A 16208-nucleotide genomic window follows, 5' to 3' on the forward strand; every position below is an offset into this window, starting at 1 on the left:
TGCCCTGCGGTCAGTACTCGTCGTTGTTGCTGTAGCCCACCAGGTTCTCGAACTTGGTGATCGGCTTCAGGAAGGCCAACTTGACCGTGCCTGTGGGGCCGTTCCGGTGCTTGCTGATGATCACCTCGGCCACGCCCGGCTCCTTCGACTCCTTGTTGTAGTAGTCGTCGCGGTAGATGAACATGATGATGTCCGCATCCTGCTCGATGGCGCCGGATTCGCGCAAGTCGCTCATCATGGGGCGCTTGTCGGTACGCGCTTCCACGCCGCGGCTGAGCTGCGACAGCGCGATCACCGGGCACTTCAGCTCCTTGGCCAGCATCTTCAGGCCACGCGAGATTTCGCCCACGGCCGTGGCGCGGTTCTCGTCGCCCGAGCTGCTGGTGGACATGAGCTGCAGGTAGTCGACCACGATCAGGCCCAGGCGCCCGTACTGGCGCGCCAGTCGGCGCGCATTGGCGCGCAATTCGCTGGACGAGAGGCCTGGCGTCTCGTCGATGTGCAGCGACACCGTGCGCAGCTTCTCGATGGCCTCGGTCAGGCGCGGCCACTCCTCGTCGCTGAGCTTGCCGGTGCGCAGGTGGCCCTGGTCGATGCGGCCAATGGAACCCACGATACGCACCGCCAGCTGGGCGGCGCCCATTTCCATCGAGAACACCGCCACCGGCAGCCCCTCTTCGAGCGCCACGTGCTCGGCGATGTTGATCGCCAGCGAGGTCTTGCCCATCGAGGGACGCGCGGCCAGCACGATCATGTCGCCCGGCTGCAGGCCCGAGGTCATCTTGTCGAAGTCGTTGAAGCCCGTGCGCACGCCCGTGATGTCGTTCGGGTTCTCGGCCATCTCGGTCACGCGGTCGAGCAGCTCGACCACCAGGGAATCCATGCTCTGGAAGCCCTGCTTCATCCGCGTGCCTTCTTCGCCGATGTTGAAGATCTTCTGCTCGGCTTCGTCCAGGATCTTGTCGACCGGCTTGCCCTGCGGATTGAAGGCGTTGGTGGCGATCTCGTCGGCGGCGGTCACGAGCTTGCGCAGGATGGAGCGCTCGCGCACGATCTCGGCGTAGCGCCGGATGTTGCTCGCACTCGGCACGTACTGCGCAAGCGAGTTCAGGTAGACCAGTCCGCCGATGTCGTCGGCCTTGCCGAGGTTCTGCAGCTGCTCGAAGACCGTGATCACGTCGGCCGGCTTGCTGGCATTGATCAGCCCGCCGATGGCCGCGTAGATCAGCTTGTGCTCATGGCGGTAGAAGTCGCCGTCGACCAGCAGGTCGCCCATGCGGTCCCAGGCCCCGTTGTCCAGCAGCAAGCCCCCCAGCACACTGGATTCGGCCTCGATGGAATGAGGCGGAATGCGCAATTGCGCGATCTGGCGGTCGGCCGACGAATCATTGTCGGCATAGGAGAAAACGGCGGACATAGACTTCCCTTGCAACCCTGCATGCTAAGCCGCGCAGGGCGCGGCGTGTGTGGACAAGGTTGTTAATAAACAGTGAACTTCCGGTGCGGCGAGGTGGACAACTCGCGCGCAGAAAAGAAAAAGCCGCCCGAAGGCGGCTTTCTTGCGTCAGCGCACCGGGCGCTGCGAACGATCAGGCGGTTTCGCCGTAGACCGTGACGGTGATCTCGACGACCACGTCGGTGTGCAGCGAGACGCTCACGGTGTTGTCGCCAACAACCTTGATCGGGCCGTTGGGCAGACGCACTTGCGACTTGGCAACCTTGTAGCCTTGCTTGTTCAGCTCTTCGGCGATGTCGCCGTTGGTGACCGAACCGAACAGACGGCCGTCCACGCCAGCCTTTTGGGTCAGCTTGACGGTCGAGCCGGCGAGCTTCTCGCCCTGGGCTTGCGACTCGGCCAGCTTGGCGGCCGCAGCCTTTTCGAGTTCGACGCGCTTGGCTTCGAATTCGGCCTTGTTGGCAGCGGTGGCGCGACGGGCGCGGCCCGAGGGGATCAGGAAGTTGCGTGCGTAGCCGTCCTTGACCTTGACGATGTCGCCCAGGCCGCCGACGTTCAGAACCTTGTCCAGAAGAATGATTTGCATGGTGTGTGCTCCTTCTTAGACGCGGTGCTGGTCGCTGTACGGCACCATGGCCAGGAAGCGCGCGCGCTTGATGGCGGTGTTCAGCTGACGCTGGTAGATCGCGCGCGTGCCGGTCAGGCGTGCGGGGATGATCTTGCCGTTTTCGCTGATGAAGTCACGCAGCGTGTCGATGTCCTTGTAGTCGATTTCTTCGACGCCAGCGACGGTGAAACGGCAGAAGCGCTTGCGCTTGAACAGCAGCGACTGGGTGTTGCGCTTCGGGCGCTTGTCTTTGTTGAATTTCTTGAACGTGGCCATTGGGGGACCTCTTGTCGAAAATTAATCTTGCTGAAAATCCTGGATGTGCAGGACCGGATGCTTGCCGTTGCCCGGTGTCGCGAGAAACCCCTGGAATCGCCAGAGACTTCCCATCGACTGCGCTGCGAGCCGCTCGGCGATGGCGCCGAACGCAACGGCCTTGAGGGCCGTCTTCACCTGCCGGGGCTTTCCCGCCTCCTGGAGCGTCGACTCATGGTCGAGCTTCAGATCGAGGGCGGGCAGGCCGGCTGGCGTGTATCGCAGGGTTCCGAGTTCGGCGACAGAGGCGGTCAGCAGAAGCTGGTTGACCCCGGTCGCCGCAGCGGCAGCCGTCACGCCATCAGTTGTTGTTGGCGGCGTATTCGGCCTGCTGGGCCTTGCGGGCCTCTTCGCGCTCGACCGTCTTCATCATCGACGAAGGACCGGTGTCGGCCTTCTTCTTCTGAACGGTCAGGTGACGCAGCACGGCATCGTTGAACTTGAACGCGTGTTCCAGTTCACCCATCACGGCTTGTTCAGCTTCGATGTTGACGCACAGGTAGTGGGCCTTGTTGAGCTTGTTGATCTGGTAAGCCAGCTGACGGCGGCCCCAGTCTTCAACGCGGTGGACCTTGCCGCCGCCGGCCGTGATCAGGCCCTTGTAACGCTCCAGCATGGCCGGAACTTGTTCGCTCTGATCCGGGTGGATGAGCAAGATGATTTCGTAGTGACGCATGGCACTCCTTGTGGATTCTTCCGTGGAAGAGGAAAAGCCACCCGCAGCGTCGGGCGCGGTATGGCAAGGCAAAGCCGGCGATTATAGCCCTGTGTTGCGCGATCCGGCAAGGCACCTCAGTCGTTGAGGGCCTTGTCGAGGGCCGCGGCCTTCTCCGCGCCAACGGCGGCGCGGATCTTGGGTGCCAGTGCCAGGAGGTCTTCGTAGCTGGTCGTGCCTTCGACCTGGAGGTTGAGCCGGAAGCCCATCAGGCCCAGGCTGCCGGTCAGCTGGGTGGCGATGGGGTACGCGTCCTTGTAGCGCTGCTGCCGGCTGCGGCCGGAAGATGCAGCAGGCGCTGGGGCGGCCGAAACTGCGGGCGCCGCGGCTGGCGGCTGGCCGGCCAGAGGCGCCAGCAGGCCCAGGGCGACCATCTGCTCGACCTCCTCGCGCCCGATGCCCAGCCCTGAGGCCAGCACGTCGTCGATCGAGCGCTTGCCGTCGAACTGGATGAAGGCCGAGCGCTGGCGCGGCGTCAACGGCACCGAGCGGTCCTTGAGGACCTGCTGTCCGGCTTCCGTCTTGACAAGAATCATGGGGGTCTCCGGCGAAGTGCTGACACAGGCCCTGACGGGCCCACATCACCTCAGGCAGGCAGCCGGATTGCGCCGCCTGCGAATGTCACGAGTCTGACACCGGAAACGCACTTTGTTTCATTTGCACAGGCGGGCACGGGGGAATCCCCCATGGGGATTTCCGCCATTCGCCGCGTGGCATCACGCGGCGGTGCATGCCCGCCGCGCGCTGGCTCAGCCTCTTTGGGCCAGCTGCTGCCAAGTGTCGATCACGCTGTCCGGGTTCAGCGAGATCGATTCGATGCCCTGCTCCGCCAGCCACAGCGCGAAGTCCGGGTGGTCGCTGGGGCCCTGGCCGCAGATGCCGACGTACTTGCCTTCGGCCTTGCAGGCCTTGATGACACGGCTCAGCAGTGCCTTGATGGCCGGGTCGCGCTCGTCGAAGTCGGCCGCCAGCAGCTCGAGGCCGGAGTCGCGGTCCAGGCCCAGCGTGAGCTGGGTCAGGTCGTTCGAACCGATCGAGAAGCCGTCGAAGAACTTCAGGAACTCTTCCGGCAGCACGGCATTGCTCGGCACCTCGCACATCATGATCAGCTTGAGCGCGTTCTCGCCGCGCTTGAGGCCATGCTCGCCCAGCAGCGTGGTCACGCGCTCGGCCTGGCCCAGCGTGCGCACGAAGGGCACCATGATCTGCACGTTGGTCAGGCCCATGTCGTTGCGCACGCGCTTGAGTGCCTCGCACTCCATGGCAAAGGCCTCGCCGAAGTCAGCGCTCAGGTAGCGCGCGGCACCGCGGAAGCCCAGCATCGGGTTTTCTTCTTCGGGCTCGTAGCGGCTGCCGCCGATCAGCTTGCGGTACTCGTTCGACTTGAAGTCCGAGAGGCGCACGATGACGGGCTTGGGCCAGAACGCGGCGGCGATGGTCGCGACGCCTTCGGTGACCTTGTCAACGTAGAACGCACGCGGCGAGGCGTGGCCGCGGGCCACCGATTCGACGGCCTTCTTCAGGTCGTTGTCGACGTTCGGGTAGTCGAGGATCGCCTTCGGGTGCACGCCGATGTTGTTGTTGATGATGAACTCCAGGCGGGCCAGGCCCACGCCGTGGTTCGGCAGCTGCGCGAAATCGAAGGCAAGCTGGGGGTTGCCCACGTTCATCATGATCTTCAGATCGATCTCGGGCATCACGCCGCGCTGCACTTCGGTCACTTCGGTCTCGAGCAGGCCGTCGTAGATGAAGCCGGTGTCGCCCTCGGCGCAGCTCACGGTGACGAGCGTGCCGTCCTTGAGCAGGTCGGTGGCGTCGCCGCAGCCGACCACGGCCGGAATGCCGAGCTCGCGCGCAATGATGGCCGCGTGGCAGGTGCGTCCGCCACGGTTGGTAACGATGGCGGCGGCGCGCTTCATCACCGGTTCCCAGTTGGGGTCGGTCATGTCGGTGACGAGCACGTCGCCGGCCTGTACCTGGTCCATTTCGCTGATGTTGTGCACGATGCGCACGGCACCGGTGCCGATCTTCTGGCCGATGGCACGGCCTTCGGCCAGCACGGCGCCCTTGCCCAGCAGCTTGTAGCGCTGCTCGGCCTTGCCCTGTTGCTGGCTCTTCACCGTTTCGGGACGCGCCTGCAGGATGTAGAGGTGGCCGTCGGTGCCGTCCTTGCCCCATTCGATGTCCATCGGTCGGCCGTAGTGCTCTTCGATGACCAGCGCGTAGCGGGCCAGCTGCTCCACGTCGGCGTCGCTCAGCGAGTAGCGGTTGCGCTGCTCGGCCTTGACGTCGGTGGTCTTCACCAGCTTGCCGCTCGCCTTTTTCTCTTCGGGCGTGGCGAACTCCATCTGGATCAGCTTGGAGCCGAGATTGCGGCGGATGACGGCCTTCTTGCCGGCCTTGAGGGTCGGCTTGTGCACGTAGAACTCGTCGGGATTCACCGAACCCTGCACCACCGTTTCACCCAGGCCGTAGCTCGAGGTGATGAACACGACTTGGTCGAAGCCCGACTCGGTGTCGATGGTGAACATCACGCCGGCGGCGCCGAGGTCGGAGCGCACCATGCGCTGCACGCCGGCCGAGAGCGCGACCACATCGTGCTCGAAGCCCTTGTGCACGCGGTAGCTGATGGCGCGGTCGTTGTACAGGGAGGCGAACACCTCCTTCATCTTGTGCAGCACGTCGTCGATGCCGACCACGTTCAGGAAGGTTTCCTGCTGGCCGGCGAATGAGGCGTCGGGCAGGTCTTCGGCGGTGGCCGAGGAGCGCACGGCGAACGAAGCGGCGGGGTTGCCGGCGCTCAGCGTGGCGAAGGCCTCGCCGATGGCTTTTTGCAGGTCGGCCGGGAATGGCTGGGCCTCGACCATGGCGCGGATCTCGGCACCGGCCGCGGCCAGGGCGCGCACGTCTTCGGTGTCCAGCGCGGCAAGGCGCTTGCTGATCTTGTCGGCCAGGCCGTCGTGCGCCAGGAACTGGCGGAACGCGTGGGCCGTGGTCGCAAAACCGGTCGGCACGCGCACGCCCTGTGGCAGCTGCGAGATCATTTCGCCGAGGCTGGCGTTTTTGCCGCCAACCGACTCGACGTCGGTCATCCTCAGGTTTTCAAATGGCACGACCAGTGCGGTCGCCTCGAAAAGTGCAGACATGGGGAAGCTCCAGAAGTTGAAACCGGCGCTGCATGCAGACGGCGCAGCACGATCGTTGTCGTTGCTTTGGGTGCGGTCGCGGTGTGCATGGAAAGAATTCGAGGGGGTGGGGAAAGCGGATTCCCGATAATGGCCCGGATTGTAGGCGTGGCAGGTCGCGCGCGCCGCAGGACTCCGCCGCAAAAGCAACACCATGCATACACGCACCGTTTTCTTCGTCTCCGACGGCACCGGCATCACCGCCGAAACCTTCGGCAATGCCGTCCTGGCCCAGTTCGAGATGAAGCCGCGCCACGTGCGGCTGCCGTTCACCGACACGGTCGACAAGGCGCACCAGGCGGTGCGGCAGATCAACCACACGGCCGAAGTCGAGGGCGTTCGGCCCATCGTCTTCACCACGCTGGCCAACATGGACGTGCTGGGCGTGATCGAAACCGGCTGCAAGGGCATGCTGCTGGACATGTTCGGCACCTTCGTGCGGCCGCTCGAAATCGAGCTGGCCATGAAGTCGAACCACCGCATCGGCCGCTTCAGCGACGTCAGCAAGAGCAAGGCCTACAACGACCGCATCGCGGCCATCGACTTCAGCCTGCAGCACGACGACGGCCAGAGCCACCGCGACCTGGAAGGCGCCGATGTGATCCTGGTCGGCGTGAGCCGCAGCGGCAAGACGCCCACTTCGCTCTACCTGGCGATGCAGCACGGCCTGAAGGCGGCCAACTACCCGCTGATTCCCGAAGACTTCGACCGCCGCCAGCTCCCGCCGGCGCTGAGCCCGCACCGCAAGAAGATCTTCGGCCTGACGATCCAGCCCGAGCGGCTGAGCGAGATCCGCAACGAGCGTCGGCCCAATTCGCGCTACGCCAGCCTGGAGAACTGCCGCCACGAAATCAGCGAGGCCGAGGCCATGATGCGGCGCGCCGGCATCCGCTGGCTCTCGACGACCACCAAGTCGATCGAGGAAATCGCGACGACGATCCTGCAGGAGCTGCGGCCGGAGCGGTTGGTCTACTGATCTGCTAGCTTTTCAGTAGCAAGCACCGCCCGCCCGACGGGCTATCCGAACAGATACTGCGTGACGCCGTCCGCGCCGGTCACAGGCTGGCAGGGCATGCGCCAGACGGCCTCGATCAGCGCGGGCTGCAGCACCTCGGCGGTCGCCCCCTGGCGCAGGCCGCCGGGCGCCCCCAGCACCACGACCTCATCGGCATAGCGCCGCGCCAGATTCAGGTCGTGCAGCACGGCCACCACGCCCACGCCCCGCGCCGCCCAGGCGCGCAGCAGGCGCATCGCCGAATGCTGGTGCGCAAGGTCGAGCGCGGCGGTCGGCTCGTCGAGCAGCAGCCAGCGGCTTGCGCCGTCGGGGCGCGGATGCCAGAGCTGGGCCAGCGCCCGCGCCAGGTGGACCCGCGCCTTCTCTCCGCCCGACAGCGTGTTGAGGATGCGTGGCGCCAGCGCCGTGACGTCGGTCAGCGCCATCGCCTCGGCCATGATCGCGTCCTCGTCGCGGGTCGGCGCGCGACGGTGCGGGTAGCGGCCGAGCGCGACGATGTCCTGCGCCGTGAAGTCGAAGGCGACCGCGCTTTCCTGTGGCATCAGGGCCCGGCGCAATGCCAGCGTGGGCATGCCGTGGTCTGACAGCGGCCGGCCGTCGAGCGTCGCCCTGCCCTGGGTCGGCTCGCGCTGGCCGGCCAGCACCGACAGCAGCGTCGACTTGCCCGCGCCGTTCGGGCCGAGGATCGCGGTCACGCGGCCCGGCGCCAGTTCGACCGAGGCATTCGCCAACAGCGTCTTCGCGCCGATGCGCACCTCGACAGCGGCGCACGCCAGCGCTCCGCGTCCCTTCGCCGCCGTCATATGCGCCCCCTGAAGTGCCGCAGCATCAAGAGGAACATCGGCACGCCGATGAAGGCCGTGAGCACGCCCAGCGGCAGCTCGGCCGGCGCCATCACGGTGCGCGCCACCGTGTCGGCCGCGAGCACCAGCGCCGCGCCCAGCAGCGCCGAGGCCGGCAGCACGATGCGGTGGTCGGGCCCGGCCACCATGCGCACCCAGTGCGGCGCGATCAGGCCGATGAAACCGATGATCCCGGTCGTGGCCGTCACCGCGCCCACCGCCACCGCGGTGATGACCACGGCACGTCGCTTGGTGCGTTCCACGTCCACACCCAGCAGCGCCGCCTGCGCCTCGCCGAGCGCGATGGCGTTCAGGGGCGAAGCGAGCGACGCCGCGGCCCAGCATGAGAGCAACACCGCCACGCCCACCAGGATGACCGCGCTCCAGCGCGCGCCGCCCAGGCTGCCCAGCAGCCAGAACTGCAGGCTGCGCAGTTGCTCGTCGGTCGCCATCACGCTCAAGAGGCCGAGGCCGGCGCCGGCCAGCGCGTTGATCGCGATGCCCGCCAGCAGCATCAGCGCCATGCGCGTGCCTCCTTCGCTGCGCGACAGGCCGTAGATCAGCAAGGTCACGACGAAGCCGCCGCCGAAGGCCATGAGCACCAGCGTCCAGCTGCCGAGCGTGCGCGGCAGCATCGGCCAGAACGAGGCGCCCAGCACGATGGTGATGCCGGCCGCCAGTGCCGCGCCGCTGCTGATGCCGATCAGCCCCGGGTCAGCCAGCGGATTGCGGAACAGCCCCTGCATCAGCGTGCCCGCCATGCCGAGCCCCGCACCCGCCGCCACGCCGAGAACCAGGCGCGGCAAGCGGATGTTGAGGAACACGAGGTGCTCGGGCGATTGGCTGCTTGCGCCCTGCCCCAGCGAGGTCAGCACGTTCCACAGTTGCGAAAGACTGATGGCGTAGGCACCCGACACGGCGCCCACCGCGAAGGCCGCGACGAGCAGCACCGCGCTGCCGCAAAGCACGGCACGCGCCCCGAAGCGCTGGCTCATTGAGTAGCCTTCGCGCTTCGCGCTGCGGTATTCGCCTTGGGAGCGGCCCGGCGGCTCATGCGAGCGCGGCCCGGAACTTGTCGTGCAACTCGCCGATGGCGGCCGGCAGGCGCGGGCCAAAGCCCAGCAGCAGCAAGGCGTCCTGCGAGATGAGCGCGCGCTTCTTGTAAGCCGGCGTCAGCGCCAGTTCGGGCCGCTCCCAGAACTTGTCGACGCCGCCGTGCGCCTCGATGCTCTGCGTGCTCGTGAGGATGATGTCGGGCGCCGCGCTGGCCATGGCCTCGGCCGTCATCGGCCGATAACCGTGGAAGCCGCCCAGCGCATTCACGCCACCCGCAAAGCCGATCACCGCATGCGCCGCGGTCTTCTCGCCGGACACCTGCGGACTCGCACTGTGCGACAGCACGAACAGCACCTTCGGCTTGCGCCCCTTCGCGCCGCCGATGCGCTGCAGCACCTGCGCCCATTCGGCATCGAGCCGGGCCAGCAGTTCGCGCGCCTGTGCCTCCTTGGCGGCAGCGCGGCCCACGGCCTGCACCTTGCGCTGCACTTCACCCCAGCTGTGGTCGGCCTCGATGATCTCGACCTTCACGCCGGCCGTGCGAATCTGGTCGAGCACGACGGTCGGGCCCGACTCGTTGGTGGCGATGATCGCGTCGGGCTTCAGCGAGAGCAGCCCTTCGGCCGACAGCTGACGCATGTAGCCCACCTTGGGCGTGGCACGCGCCGCAGCGGGAAACAGGCTGGTCGTGTCGGTCCCGACCAGCTGGCCTTCGGCGCCGAGCGCATAGACCACCTCGGTGATCGCGCCACTGACCGTGACCAGCCGCGGCAAGCGCTTGCTGTCCTGCGCGAACGCGGGCCACGCGCCCGCGCCGAGCGCTGCAGCAGACAGCAGGCGCAGCGCATCACGACGACGCGGCACGGAAGAAGAAAGAAAAGAGGAATCTCGTTGTTCAGTCATGGGGTCACGGACAGCGAAAGAGAAAGATGCGCGTCAGCCGCGCCGGGGAATGTTGTGCGCGATGCGCCAGAGCACGCCGGTCGGGTCGGTCAGCGTGAAATCGACCATGCCCCACGGGCGCTCGGCGGGCGGCGTGGTCTGCACGGCGTAGCGTTCGGTCAGCCGCTGCGCCTGCACGCGGTCCCACCAGGCCAGCGCGTCATCGACGAGCAGATGCATCATGAAATTCTCTGCATGGGTCTGGACGTAGAAGTCCTGCAGCAGGAAGCTGCTCTCGCCACAGAAGAAGTACGCAATGCCGTCCTCGTTCGAGGCCAGCGTGAAGCCCAGGTCCTGGTAGAAGGCAATGGAGAGCGCGAAGTCCTTCGCCGGCACGAAGGCCTTGATCTCGACCACGCCCGGAAAGGTGTCAGCACTCATCGCGCTGGCGCTTCCGAGGTGGCCAGGCGCGAGAGCTTGGCCACGAGCTGGCGCCACTCCGCGCGCTCGGGCACGCCCGGCTTGCGCGCACCGAAGAACATCGCCATCAGCTCGCCCTCGCCATCGAAAGCCTCCACCGAGGTCACGATGCCGTCGCTGGTCGGCTTCTGGACGATCCACACGCTCGCGATGCGGTCTTCGCGCAGGTGCAGGTTGAAGCCGGGATCGAGCACGTTGAGCCACTGCATGCCGTGCATCTCCATCGGCTCGATGCGCACGACGGGCCCCGAGTGGATCTGGATGCAGCCGGGGCTGCCGACGAACACCATGATCGGCGTGCCGTCGAACGAAGCCTCGACCAGCAGCTCGCGCACCGCGCCCGTTTCGGCCCGCTGCGTGAACTCGCCTTCGGTGAGGCGAAAGCTCTGCTGGCGCTCCACATCGAACTTGTTGAGCAGGCCGAAGAACTCATGCGTGTCCTGCATGCCGCGCCAGGCGTCGGCCAGCGCGACCGCATCGATGGCGCTGTCGTCGCGCGGCGCCGCCTTCTTCTCGGCGGGCGCGAACTGCACGGGTTCGTCGGGCGCGGCGGTGTAGGTGTCGATGACCGACTGGAACGCATCACGGTCGGTCGCGTCTCGCACGAAGATCTTGTGCACCGCCACGCCCTGCGGGTTGAAGAACTGCAGGCTCAGCGACGGCGGCACGCCGGCATTGGCCGCCGCCTCGCTGACCGCAAACCCCGCATGCCAGCAGCTGAAGAACAGGCGCAGGTCGATGACCTCGCCCAGCGCGAGCCCCATCGCGTCGCTGCCGGACACCTTCTCGTAGACGCCGGTCTTCTCGTGCACCGTGGTCTCGTTGCGCGTGAGCGCGAGCACGGGGCCGCACAGCTCCAGCGCCTGCAGCAGTTCGACCCACGGGCCCTTCAGCCGTGTGGCGCGCAGCGCCTTCTCGTGCGGGCCCGTGTGCGCCGCAATGGCAGCGCCTTCGCTCAGGCCCATGGCCGCGGCCGCGTCCTTGTGGCGCATGCCCTTGGCGCGCAGTTCGGCGAAACGGGTGCGGATGTCTTCGGCATTCATCGGGTGTCCTTTGTTTTGAGGGCGAATCAGAAGTCCCCCACGAGCGAGACGTTGAAGCTGCGGCCCGGCTGGGTGTAGGCGTCGCGGATGGCCGAGGTGGTCGTCACGCCGCGCACATCGCTCCACATCCAGTAGCGCTTGTTGGTGAGGTTGGTCACCGACGCGTTCAGGCGCAGATCCTTGCGGATGCGCCACTGCGCGCTGATGTCCAGCGTGGTGGCCGCCGGCGTGCGGAACTGCAGGCCCGTGGTCACTTCGCTGCGATCGACGTCTTCCCACTCCTTGGCGCCATGATGGACCGCATCGAGGCGCACGCTCCAGGCCGGCGCCTGGTACTTGAGTCCGGCGCTGAACTTCTGCGGATCGATCGAGTTGAGCGGCCGGTTGTTGGTGCGGTCGCGGCCCTGCGTGCGGCCGTAGGCAAAGGGCACGGAGAAACCGTTGCCGTTCTCTGTGAAGTCGAGTTCGCCCTTGATCTCGAAGCCGCTGATGCGCGCGCGCCCGACGTTGACGGTCTGGTAGATCAGCGGGTCGATGCGCGGAATGCCGCGCCCGCCCACGAGCCTGTCGTTCTCGATGAGGTCCTTGTAGTCGCCGGTGAAGGCGGCCACGTCGAAGCTCAGGAGGCCGGTGCGACCGCGCACGCCCAGCTCGATGTTCTGGCTCTTCTCGGGCTTGAGGTTCGGGTTCGGGATCGTCTTGTAGCCCGAAATCACGTTCTCGAAGAAGTTGTTCACCTGGAACGCGTTGGGCGCCTTGAAACCCGAGGCGTAGTTGCCATACACGCTGAACTGCGGCGTGGCGCGGAACAGCACGCCCAGCTTGGGCGACACGGCCGAGCCCGACAGCGACACGGCCTGCGCGTTGAAGCCCGCCTGCTTCGCGTCGAGCGAGAAGCGGTCGAAGCGGATGCCGGGCGTGATGCTCCAGCGGTCGTGGATGAACTCGTCCTGCACGTAGAAGGCGGTCGAGGTTTCGCGCGTGTCGGGAAAGCGCTTGAGCGGGTAGCTCTCGCCGGCCGGCGGCACGAGGCCGGTCTGCAGGTTCTCGACATTGGTGCGCGTGTAGTCCAGGCCGTAGGTGATCTTCTGGGCCCAGCTGCCCATGCGGATCGTCTTGTCGGCCTGCAGGCCGAACTGCCAGGTGTTCTCGTCGTAGGTGACGTCGCGCGTGCGGTCGGCCGCGGTGAAGCGGTCTTCGTGGATGTACTCGCGCGAGCCGGCCTTCTGGTAGCTCACGACGGCGAGCAGGTTGTCGGCCACGACGCTGTTAAGGCGCAGCCGGCCTTCGTAGGTCAGGCGGTCGCGGTCGAGGTCGGTCTTGGCATTGAGGCCGATCACCGAGGTGGACGCATACGGCGGCTTGGCGACGCCCGACAGCAGGTTGTAGCGGCTGCTCTTCTCGACGTGCTCGAAGGTGAAGGCGTGGCGCTGGTCGGCGTTGGGCGTGAGGATGGCCTTGGCCAGCAGCGAACGGGTCTGGTCGCGCTGCGGATTGGGCGTGGTGCGGTCGAGGTTGGGCACGTTGAGCGAGCCCCGGTTCTCGAGTTCGCTGGCGTGCCCCAGGTTGGCGGACACGAGCCACTCGAGCACGTCGTTCGCCTTGCCCGCCAGCGTGACGCCGCCGCGCACGCCGTTGTCTTCGCCGCTGTAACCGATGTTCGCACTGCCGCCGAAGGTCTTGCCCTCGCGCAGGAAGGACGAGGGCTCGCGGGTGATGAAGTTGACCAGCCCGGCCAGGCCGTCCGAGCCGTACAGCGCCGAGGCCGGGCCCTTGATGATCTCGATGCGCTCGACGAGACTGATGTCGAAGTAGTCACGCCCGAAAGCATTGGCGCTGAACACGTAGCTGCGCGGCGTGCGGATGCCGTCGGTCAGCAGCAGCACGCGGTTGCCGTCCAGGCCGCGGATGTTGAAGCCCGCGTTGCTGTCGCGCCCGGTGTTGCCCTGCGCCAACCCGAAGCGCGCCGGCGAACGCTTGACCGACACGTTGGGCAGGTCGCGCACGGCATCGCGGATGTCGTGGATCTGCTTGCTCTCGATGTCCTGGCGGTTGATGACCTCGATGCTCAGCGGCAGGTCGTCCCTGGCCTGCTCCGAGCGCGATCCGCTCACCACCACTTCGCCGAGCGCCGCGAGTTGCTGGGACCACGCGGGCGCGGCGGCCATGCCGAAAGCAGAGGCGATCAGCCAGGGCAGCAGCGCGGGTCGATGGGAAGACGGTCGAGGGAAATGAGCGGCCACGAAAAAGGTCCAGGAAACAGTTGATGAACTGCTTGCTGGACCTTGAGGCGCAGAGGCTGCGCGAGTGACCTGGCTGGCAATGAGGGGCAGCGGTGTGCCCGTGTTTTTATTGTATGAGAATAATTCTCATCTTCACAACTTCAGGCACTTAAGACTTACTCACGCAGGGGCCGTCGTGCGGATCAGGTGGTCGAACGCACCGAGCGCCGCCTTCGCGCCGTCGCCGGCCGCGATGATGATCTGCTTGAACGGCACCGTGGTGACGTCACCCGCCGCGAACACGCCGGGCACCGAGGTCTGGCCGCGCGCGTCGACAACGATCTCGCCGTGCTTCGTCAGCTCGACCGTGCCCTTGAGCCAGTCGGTGTTGGGCACCAGGCCGATCTGGATGAACACGCCTTCGAGCTCGACCTTCTTCAGCTCGCCCGATGCGCGGTCCTTGTAGACCAGCCCGTTGACCTTCTGGTCGCCGGTGATCTCGGTGGTCTGCGCGTTGGTGAAGATGTCGACGTTCCTCAGGCTCTTGAGCTTGCGCTGCAGCACGGCATCGGCGCGCAGTTGCGTGTCGAATTCGATCAGCGTCACGTGGCCGACGATGCCGGCCAGGTCGATCGCCGCTTCGACGCCCGAGTTGCCGCCGCCGATCACCGCCACGCGCTTGCCCTTGAACAGCGGACCGTCGCAGTGCGGGCAGTAGGCCACGCCCTTGTTCTTGAACTCGTGCTCGCCGGGCACGTTGATGTTGCGCCAGCGGGCACCGGTCGAGATGATGACGGTCTTGCTCTTGAGCGACGCGCCGCTTTCGAGCTGCACCTCGATGAGGTCCTTGCCCGGCACCAGGGCCTTGGCGCGCTGCAGGTTCATGATGTCGACGTCGTAGTCGCGCACGTGCTCTTCGAGGGCGTGGGCGAACTTCGGTCCTTCGGTTTCCTTGATCGAGATGAAGTTCTCGATGCCCAGCGTGTCGAGCACCTGGCCGCCGAAACGTTCCGAGGCAACGCCCGTGCGGATGCCCTTGCGCGCGGCATACACGGCGGCTGCGGCACCGGCGGGGCCACCGCCGACGATCAGCACGTCGAACGCGTCCTTGGCGGCGATCTTCGCGGCTTCGCGCTCGACGCCGCTGGTGTCGATCTTGGCGAGGATTTCTTCCAGGCTCATGCGCCCCTGGCCGAACTCGGTGCCGTTCAGGAACACGGTCGGCACGGCCATGATCTGGCGTTCCTTCACTTCGTCCTGGAAGGTGCCGCCCTCGATCATCGCGGTGCGGATGCGCGGGTTCTGGATGGCCATCAGGTTCAGCGCCTGGACCACGTCGGGGCAGTTGTGGCAGGTGAGCGAGACGTAGATCTCGAACTCGAAGTCGCCGTCGAGCGCCTTGATCTGGTCGAGCACGGCCTGCTCGACCTTCGGGGGGTAGCCGCCGATCTGCAGCAGCGCAAGGATCAGCGACGTGAATTCATGGCCCATCGGCAGGCCGGCAAAGCGCGGGCCGTGGTTTTCGCTCGGGCGGTTGACCGAGAACGAGGGCTTGCGGTGGTTGTCGTCGCGGCTTTCGGTCAGCGTGACCAGCGGCGAGACTTCGGCAACGTCCTTCAGCAGCGACAGCATTTCGCCCGAAGCCTTGCTGTCGTCGAGCGAGGCAACGATCTCGATCGGCTGCGTGGCGCGTTCGAGGTAACTCTTCAATTGGGCTTTGGTGCTGGCGTCAAGCATGGCGGACTCTCTTTCGATAACTGGAAACTATCAACTGGGAACAAAAAAGCCCGGGGCCTCATGAGCGCCCGGGCTTTGTGCGGGGCGCTTAGATCTTGCCGACGAGGTCGAACGACGGAGCGATGGTCTTGTCGCCATCATTCCACTTGGCCGGGCAGACTTCGTTCGGGTGCTCGGCGGTGTAGACCGCTGCCTTCAGCTTGCGCAGGGTTTCCTTGACGTCGCGGGCGATCTCGTTGGAGTGCACTTCGGCGGTCTTGATGATGCCGTCGGGGTTGATCACGAAGGTGCCGCGCAGTGCCAGGCCTTCTTCGGGGATGTGCACGCCGAACGCGTTGGTCAGCGTGTGGGTCGGGTCGCCCACCAGCGGGAACTTGGCCTTGCCGACGGCCGGCGACGTGTCGTGCCAGACCTTGTGCGAGAAGTGCGTGTCGGTGGTCACGATGTAGACCTCGGCACCCAGCTTCTGGAACTCGGGGTAGTGGTCGGCCGCGTCTTCGACTTCGGTCGGGCAGTTGAAGGTGAAGGCCGCCGGCATGAAGATCAGCACAGACCACTTGCCCTTGAGCGTCTCGTCGGACACATCGATGAACTTGCCGTTGAGGTAAGCCTGGGTCTTGAAGGGTTGGACTGCGGTGTTGATCAGGGACATG

Annotated in this window: 16 protein-coding genes; 1 reads left to right on the forward strand and 15 read right to left on the reverse strand. The window is 66.2% G+C overall.

The genetic code is table 11. The features are described from left to right. Window positions 1–10: 10 nt before the first annotated feature. From dnaB to ppsA, 7 genes are all read right to left on the reverse strand, one after another. Complete coding sequence (gene dnaB / locus AC1RAA_RS09190) at window positions 11–1417, reverse strand: replicative DNA helicase (RefSeq protein WP_062473012.1); 1407 nt, start codon at window positions 1415–1417, stop codon at window positions 11–13. A gap of 172 nt (window positions 1418–1589) precedes the next feature. Further along, window positions 1590–2042 carry a 50S ribosomal protein L9 gene (gene rplI, locus AC1RAA_RS09195; RefSeq protein WP_056583114.1) on the reverse strand — a complete coding sequence of 151 codons (453 nt, stop codon included), beginning with the start codon at window positions 2040–2042 and terminating at the stop codon, window positions 1590–1592. Window positions 2043–2057: 15 nt separating this feature from the next. Beyond that, window positions 2058–2339, reverse strand: a complete 282-nt coding sequence (rpsR, locus tag AC1RAA_RS09200; RefSeq protein ID WP_007830781.1) for a 30S ribosomal protein S18 — start codon at window positions 2337–2339, stop codon at window positions 2058–2060. 21 nt (window positions 2340–2360) lie between these two features. Beyond that, window positions 2361–2675 carry a primosomal replication protein N gene (gene priB, locus AC1RAA_RS09205; RefSeq protein ID WP_062473014.1) on the reverse strand — a complete coding sequence of 105 codons (315 nt, stop codon included), beginning with the start codon at window positions 2673–2675 and terminating at the stop codon, window positions 2361–2363. A gap of 4 nt (window positions 2676–2679) precedes the next feature. Next, complete coding sequence (rpsF, locus tag AC1RAA_RS09210) at window positions 2680–3054, reverse strand: 30S ribosomal protein S6 (RefSeq protein ID WP_062473016.1); 375 nt, start codon at window positions 3052–3054, stop codon at window positions 2680–2682. 116 nt (window positions 3055–3170) lie between these two features. Continuing rightward, window positions 3171–3629 (reverse strand): hypothetical protein, encoded by a 459-nt coding sequence (locus tag AC1RAA_RS09215; RefSeq protein WP_492732455.1) that lies wholly within the window; start codon window positions 3627–3629, stop codon window positions 3171–3173. A gap of 213 nt (window positions 3630–3842) precedes the next feature. Then, a complete protein-coding gene (ppsA, locus tag AC1RAA_RS09220) occupies window positions 3843–6239 on the reverse strand; it encodes a phosphoenolpyruvate synthase (RefSeq protein ID WP_062473021.1) in 2397 nt (798 codons plus the stop codon). A gap of 193 nt (window positions 6240–6432) precedes the next feature. On the opposite strand from ppsA, the gene ppsR reads away from it, so the two are divergent. Continuing rightward, complete coding sequence (gene ppsR / locus AC1RAA_RS09225) at window positions 6433–7254, forward strand: posphoenolpyruvate synthetase regulatory kinase/phosphorylase PpsR (RefSeq protein ID WP_062473023.1); 822 nt, start codon at window positions 6433–6435, stop codon at window positions 7252–7254. A gap of 41 nt (window positions 7255–7295) precedes the next feature. On the opposite strand, the gene AC1RAA_RS09230 is transcribed toward ppsR, so the two are convergent. The 8 genes from AC1RAA_RS09230 to ahpC all read right to left on the reverse strand — a co-directional run bounded on the left by AC1RAA_RS09230 (window position 7296) and on the right by ahpC (window position 16207). Continuing rightward, window positions 7296–8096 carry a heme ABC transporter ATP-binding protein gene (locus tag AC1RAA_RS09230; protein WP_492732457.1) on the reverse strand — a complete coding sequence of 267 codons (801 nt, stop codon included), beginning with the start codon at window positions 8094–8096 and terminating at the stop codon, window positions 7296–7298. After that, window positions 8093–9130, reverse strand: a complete 1038-nt coding sequence (locus AC1RAA_RS09235) for a FecCD family ABC transporter permease (protein ID WP_492732458.1) — start codon at window positions 9128–9130, stop codon at window positions 8093–8095. Before AC1RAA_RS09235 ends, AC1RAA_RS09230 begins: the two co-directional genes overlap by 4 nt. Before the next feature lie 55 nt (window positions 9131–9185). After that, window positions 9186–10094: a heme/hemin ABC transporter substrate-binding protein gene (locus tag AC1RAA_RS09240; RefSeq protein ID WP_492732460.1), complete on the reverse strand. Its 909-nt coding sequence runs from the start codon at window positions 10092–10094 to the stop codon at window positions 9186–9188. Between the two features lie 33 nt (window positions 10095–10127). Continuing rightward, a complete protein-coding gene (locus tag AC1RAA_RS09245) occupies window positions 10128–10514 on the reverse strand; it encodes a VOC family protein (protein ID WP_354347170.1) in 387 nt (128 codons plus the stop codon). Continuing rightward, window positions 10511–11596 carry a hemin-degrading factor gene (locus AC1RAA_RS09250; protein WP_492732461.1) on the reverse strand — a complete coding sequence of 362 codons (1086 nt, stop codon included), beginning with the start codon at window positions 11594–11596 and terminating at the stop codon, window positions 10511–10513. Before AC1RAA_RS09250 ends, AC1RAA_RS09245 begins: the two co-directional genes overlap by 4 nt. A gap of 26 nt (window positions 11597–11622) precedes the next feature. Further along, a complete protein-coding gene (locus AC1RAA_RS09255; protein ID WP_492732463.1) occupies window positions 11623–13839 on the reverse strand; it encodes a TonB-dependent hemoglobin/transferrin/lactoferrin family receptor in 2217 nt (738 codons plus the stop codon). Between the two features lie 159 nt (window positions 13840–13998). Next, window positions 13999–15555: an alkyl hydroperoxide reductase subunit F gene (gene ahpF / locus AC1RAA_RS09260; RefSeq protein ID WP_492732464.1), complete on the reverse strand. Its 1557-nt coding sequence runs from the start codon at window positions 15553–15555 to the stop codon at window positions 13999–14001. A gap of 88 nt (window positions 15556–15643) precedes the next feature. Beyond that, window positions 15644–16207, reverse strand: coding sequence for an alkyl hydroperoxide reductase subunit C (ahpC, locus tag AC1RAA_RS09265; protein ID WP_062473036.1), 564 nt, complete (start codon window positions 16205–16207; stop codon window positions 15644–15646). Window position 16208 lies beyond the last annotated feature (1 nt).

It is taken from the genome of Variovorax sp. GW823-FHT04F07, assembly GCF_058795995.1.

What these genes read in the sequence shown, in the direction of transcription:
- AC1RAA_RS09215 (WP_492732455.1), bottom strand. Translation starts at nt 3,629, where the DNA reads ATGATTCTTGTCAAGACGGAAGCCGGACAGCAGGTCCTCAAGGACCGC.
- ahpC (WP_062473036.1), bottom strand. Translation starts at nt 16,207, where the DNA reads ATGTCCCTGATCAACACCGCAGTCCAACCCTTCAAGACCCAGGCTTAC.
- ppsA (WP_062473021.1), bottom strand. Translation starts at nt 6,239, where the DNA reads ATGTCTGCACTTTTCGAGGCGACCGCACTGGTCGTGCCATTTGAAAAC.
- AC1RAA_RS09245 (WP_354347170.1), bottom strand. Translation starts at nt 10,514, where the DNA reads ATGAGTGCTGACACCTTTCCGGGCGTGGTCGAGATCAAGGCCTTCGTG.
- rpsR (WP_007830781.1), bottom strand. Translation starts at nt 2,339, where the DNA reads ATGGCCACGTTCAAGAAATTCAACAAAGACAAGCGCCCGAAGCGCAAC.
- dnaB (WP_062473012.1), bottom strand. Translation starts at nt 1,417, where the DNA reads ATGTCCGCCGTTTTCTCCTATGCCGACAATGATTCGTCGGCCGACCGC.
- ppsR (WP_062473023.1), top strand. Translation starts at nt 6,433, where the DNA reads ATGCATACACGCACCGTTTTCTTCGTCTCCGACGGCACCGGCATCACC.
- ahpF (WP_492732464.1), bottom strand. Translation starts at nt 15,555, where the DNA reads ATGCTTGACGCCAGCACCAAAGCCCAATTGAAGAGTTACCTCGAACGC.
- AC1RAA_RS09230 (WP_492732457.1), bottom strand. Translation starts at nt 8,096, where the DNA reads ATGACGGCGGCGAAGGGACGCGGAGCGCTGGCGTGCGCCGCTGTCGAG.
- rpsF (WP_062473016.1), bottom strand. Translation starts at nt 3,054, where the DNA reads ATGCGTCACTACGAAATCATCTTGCTCATCCACCCGGATCAGAGCGAA.
- AC1RAA_RS09235 (WP_492732458.1), bottom strand. Translation starts at nt 9,130, where the DNA reads ATGAGCCAGCGCTTCGGGGCGCGTGCCGTGCTTTGCGGCAGCGCGGTG.
- AC1RAA_RS09240 (WP_492732460.1), bottom strand. Translation starts at nt 10,094, where the DNA reads ATGACTGAACAACGAGATTCCTCTTTTCTTTCTTCTTCCGTGCCGCGT.
- rplI (WP_056583114.1), bottom strand. Translation starts at nt 2,042, where the DNA reads ATGCAAATCATTCTTCTGGACAAGGTTCTGAACGTCGGCGGCCTGGGC.
- AC1RAA_RS09250 (WP_492732461.1), bottom strand. Translation starts at nt 11,596, where the DNA reads ATGAATGCCGAAGACATCCGCACCCGTTTCGCCGAACTGCGCGCCAAG.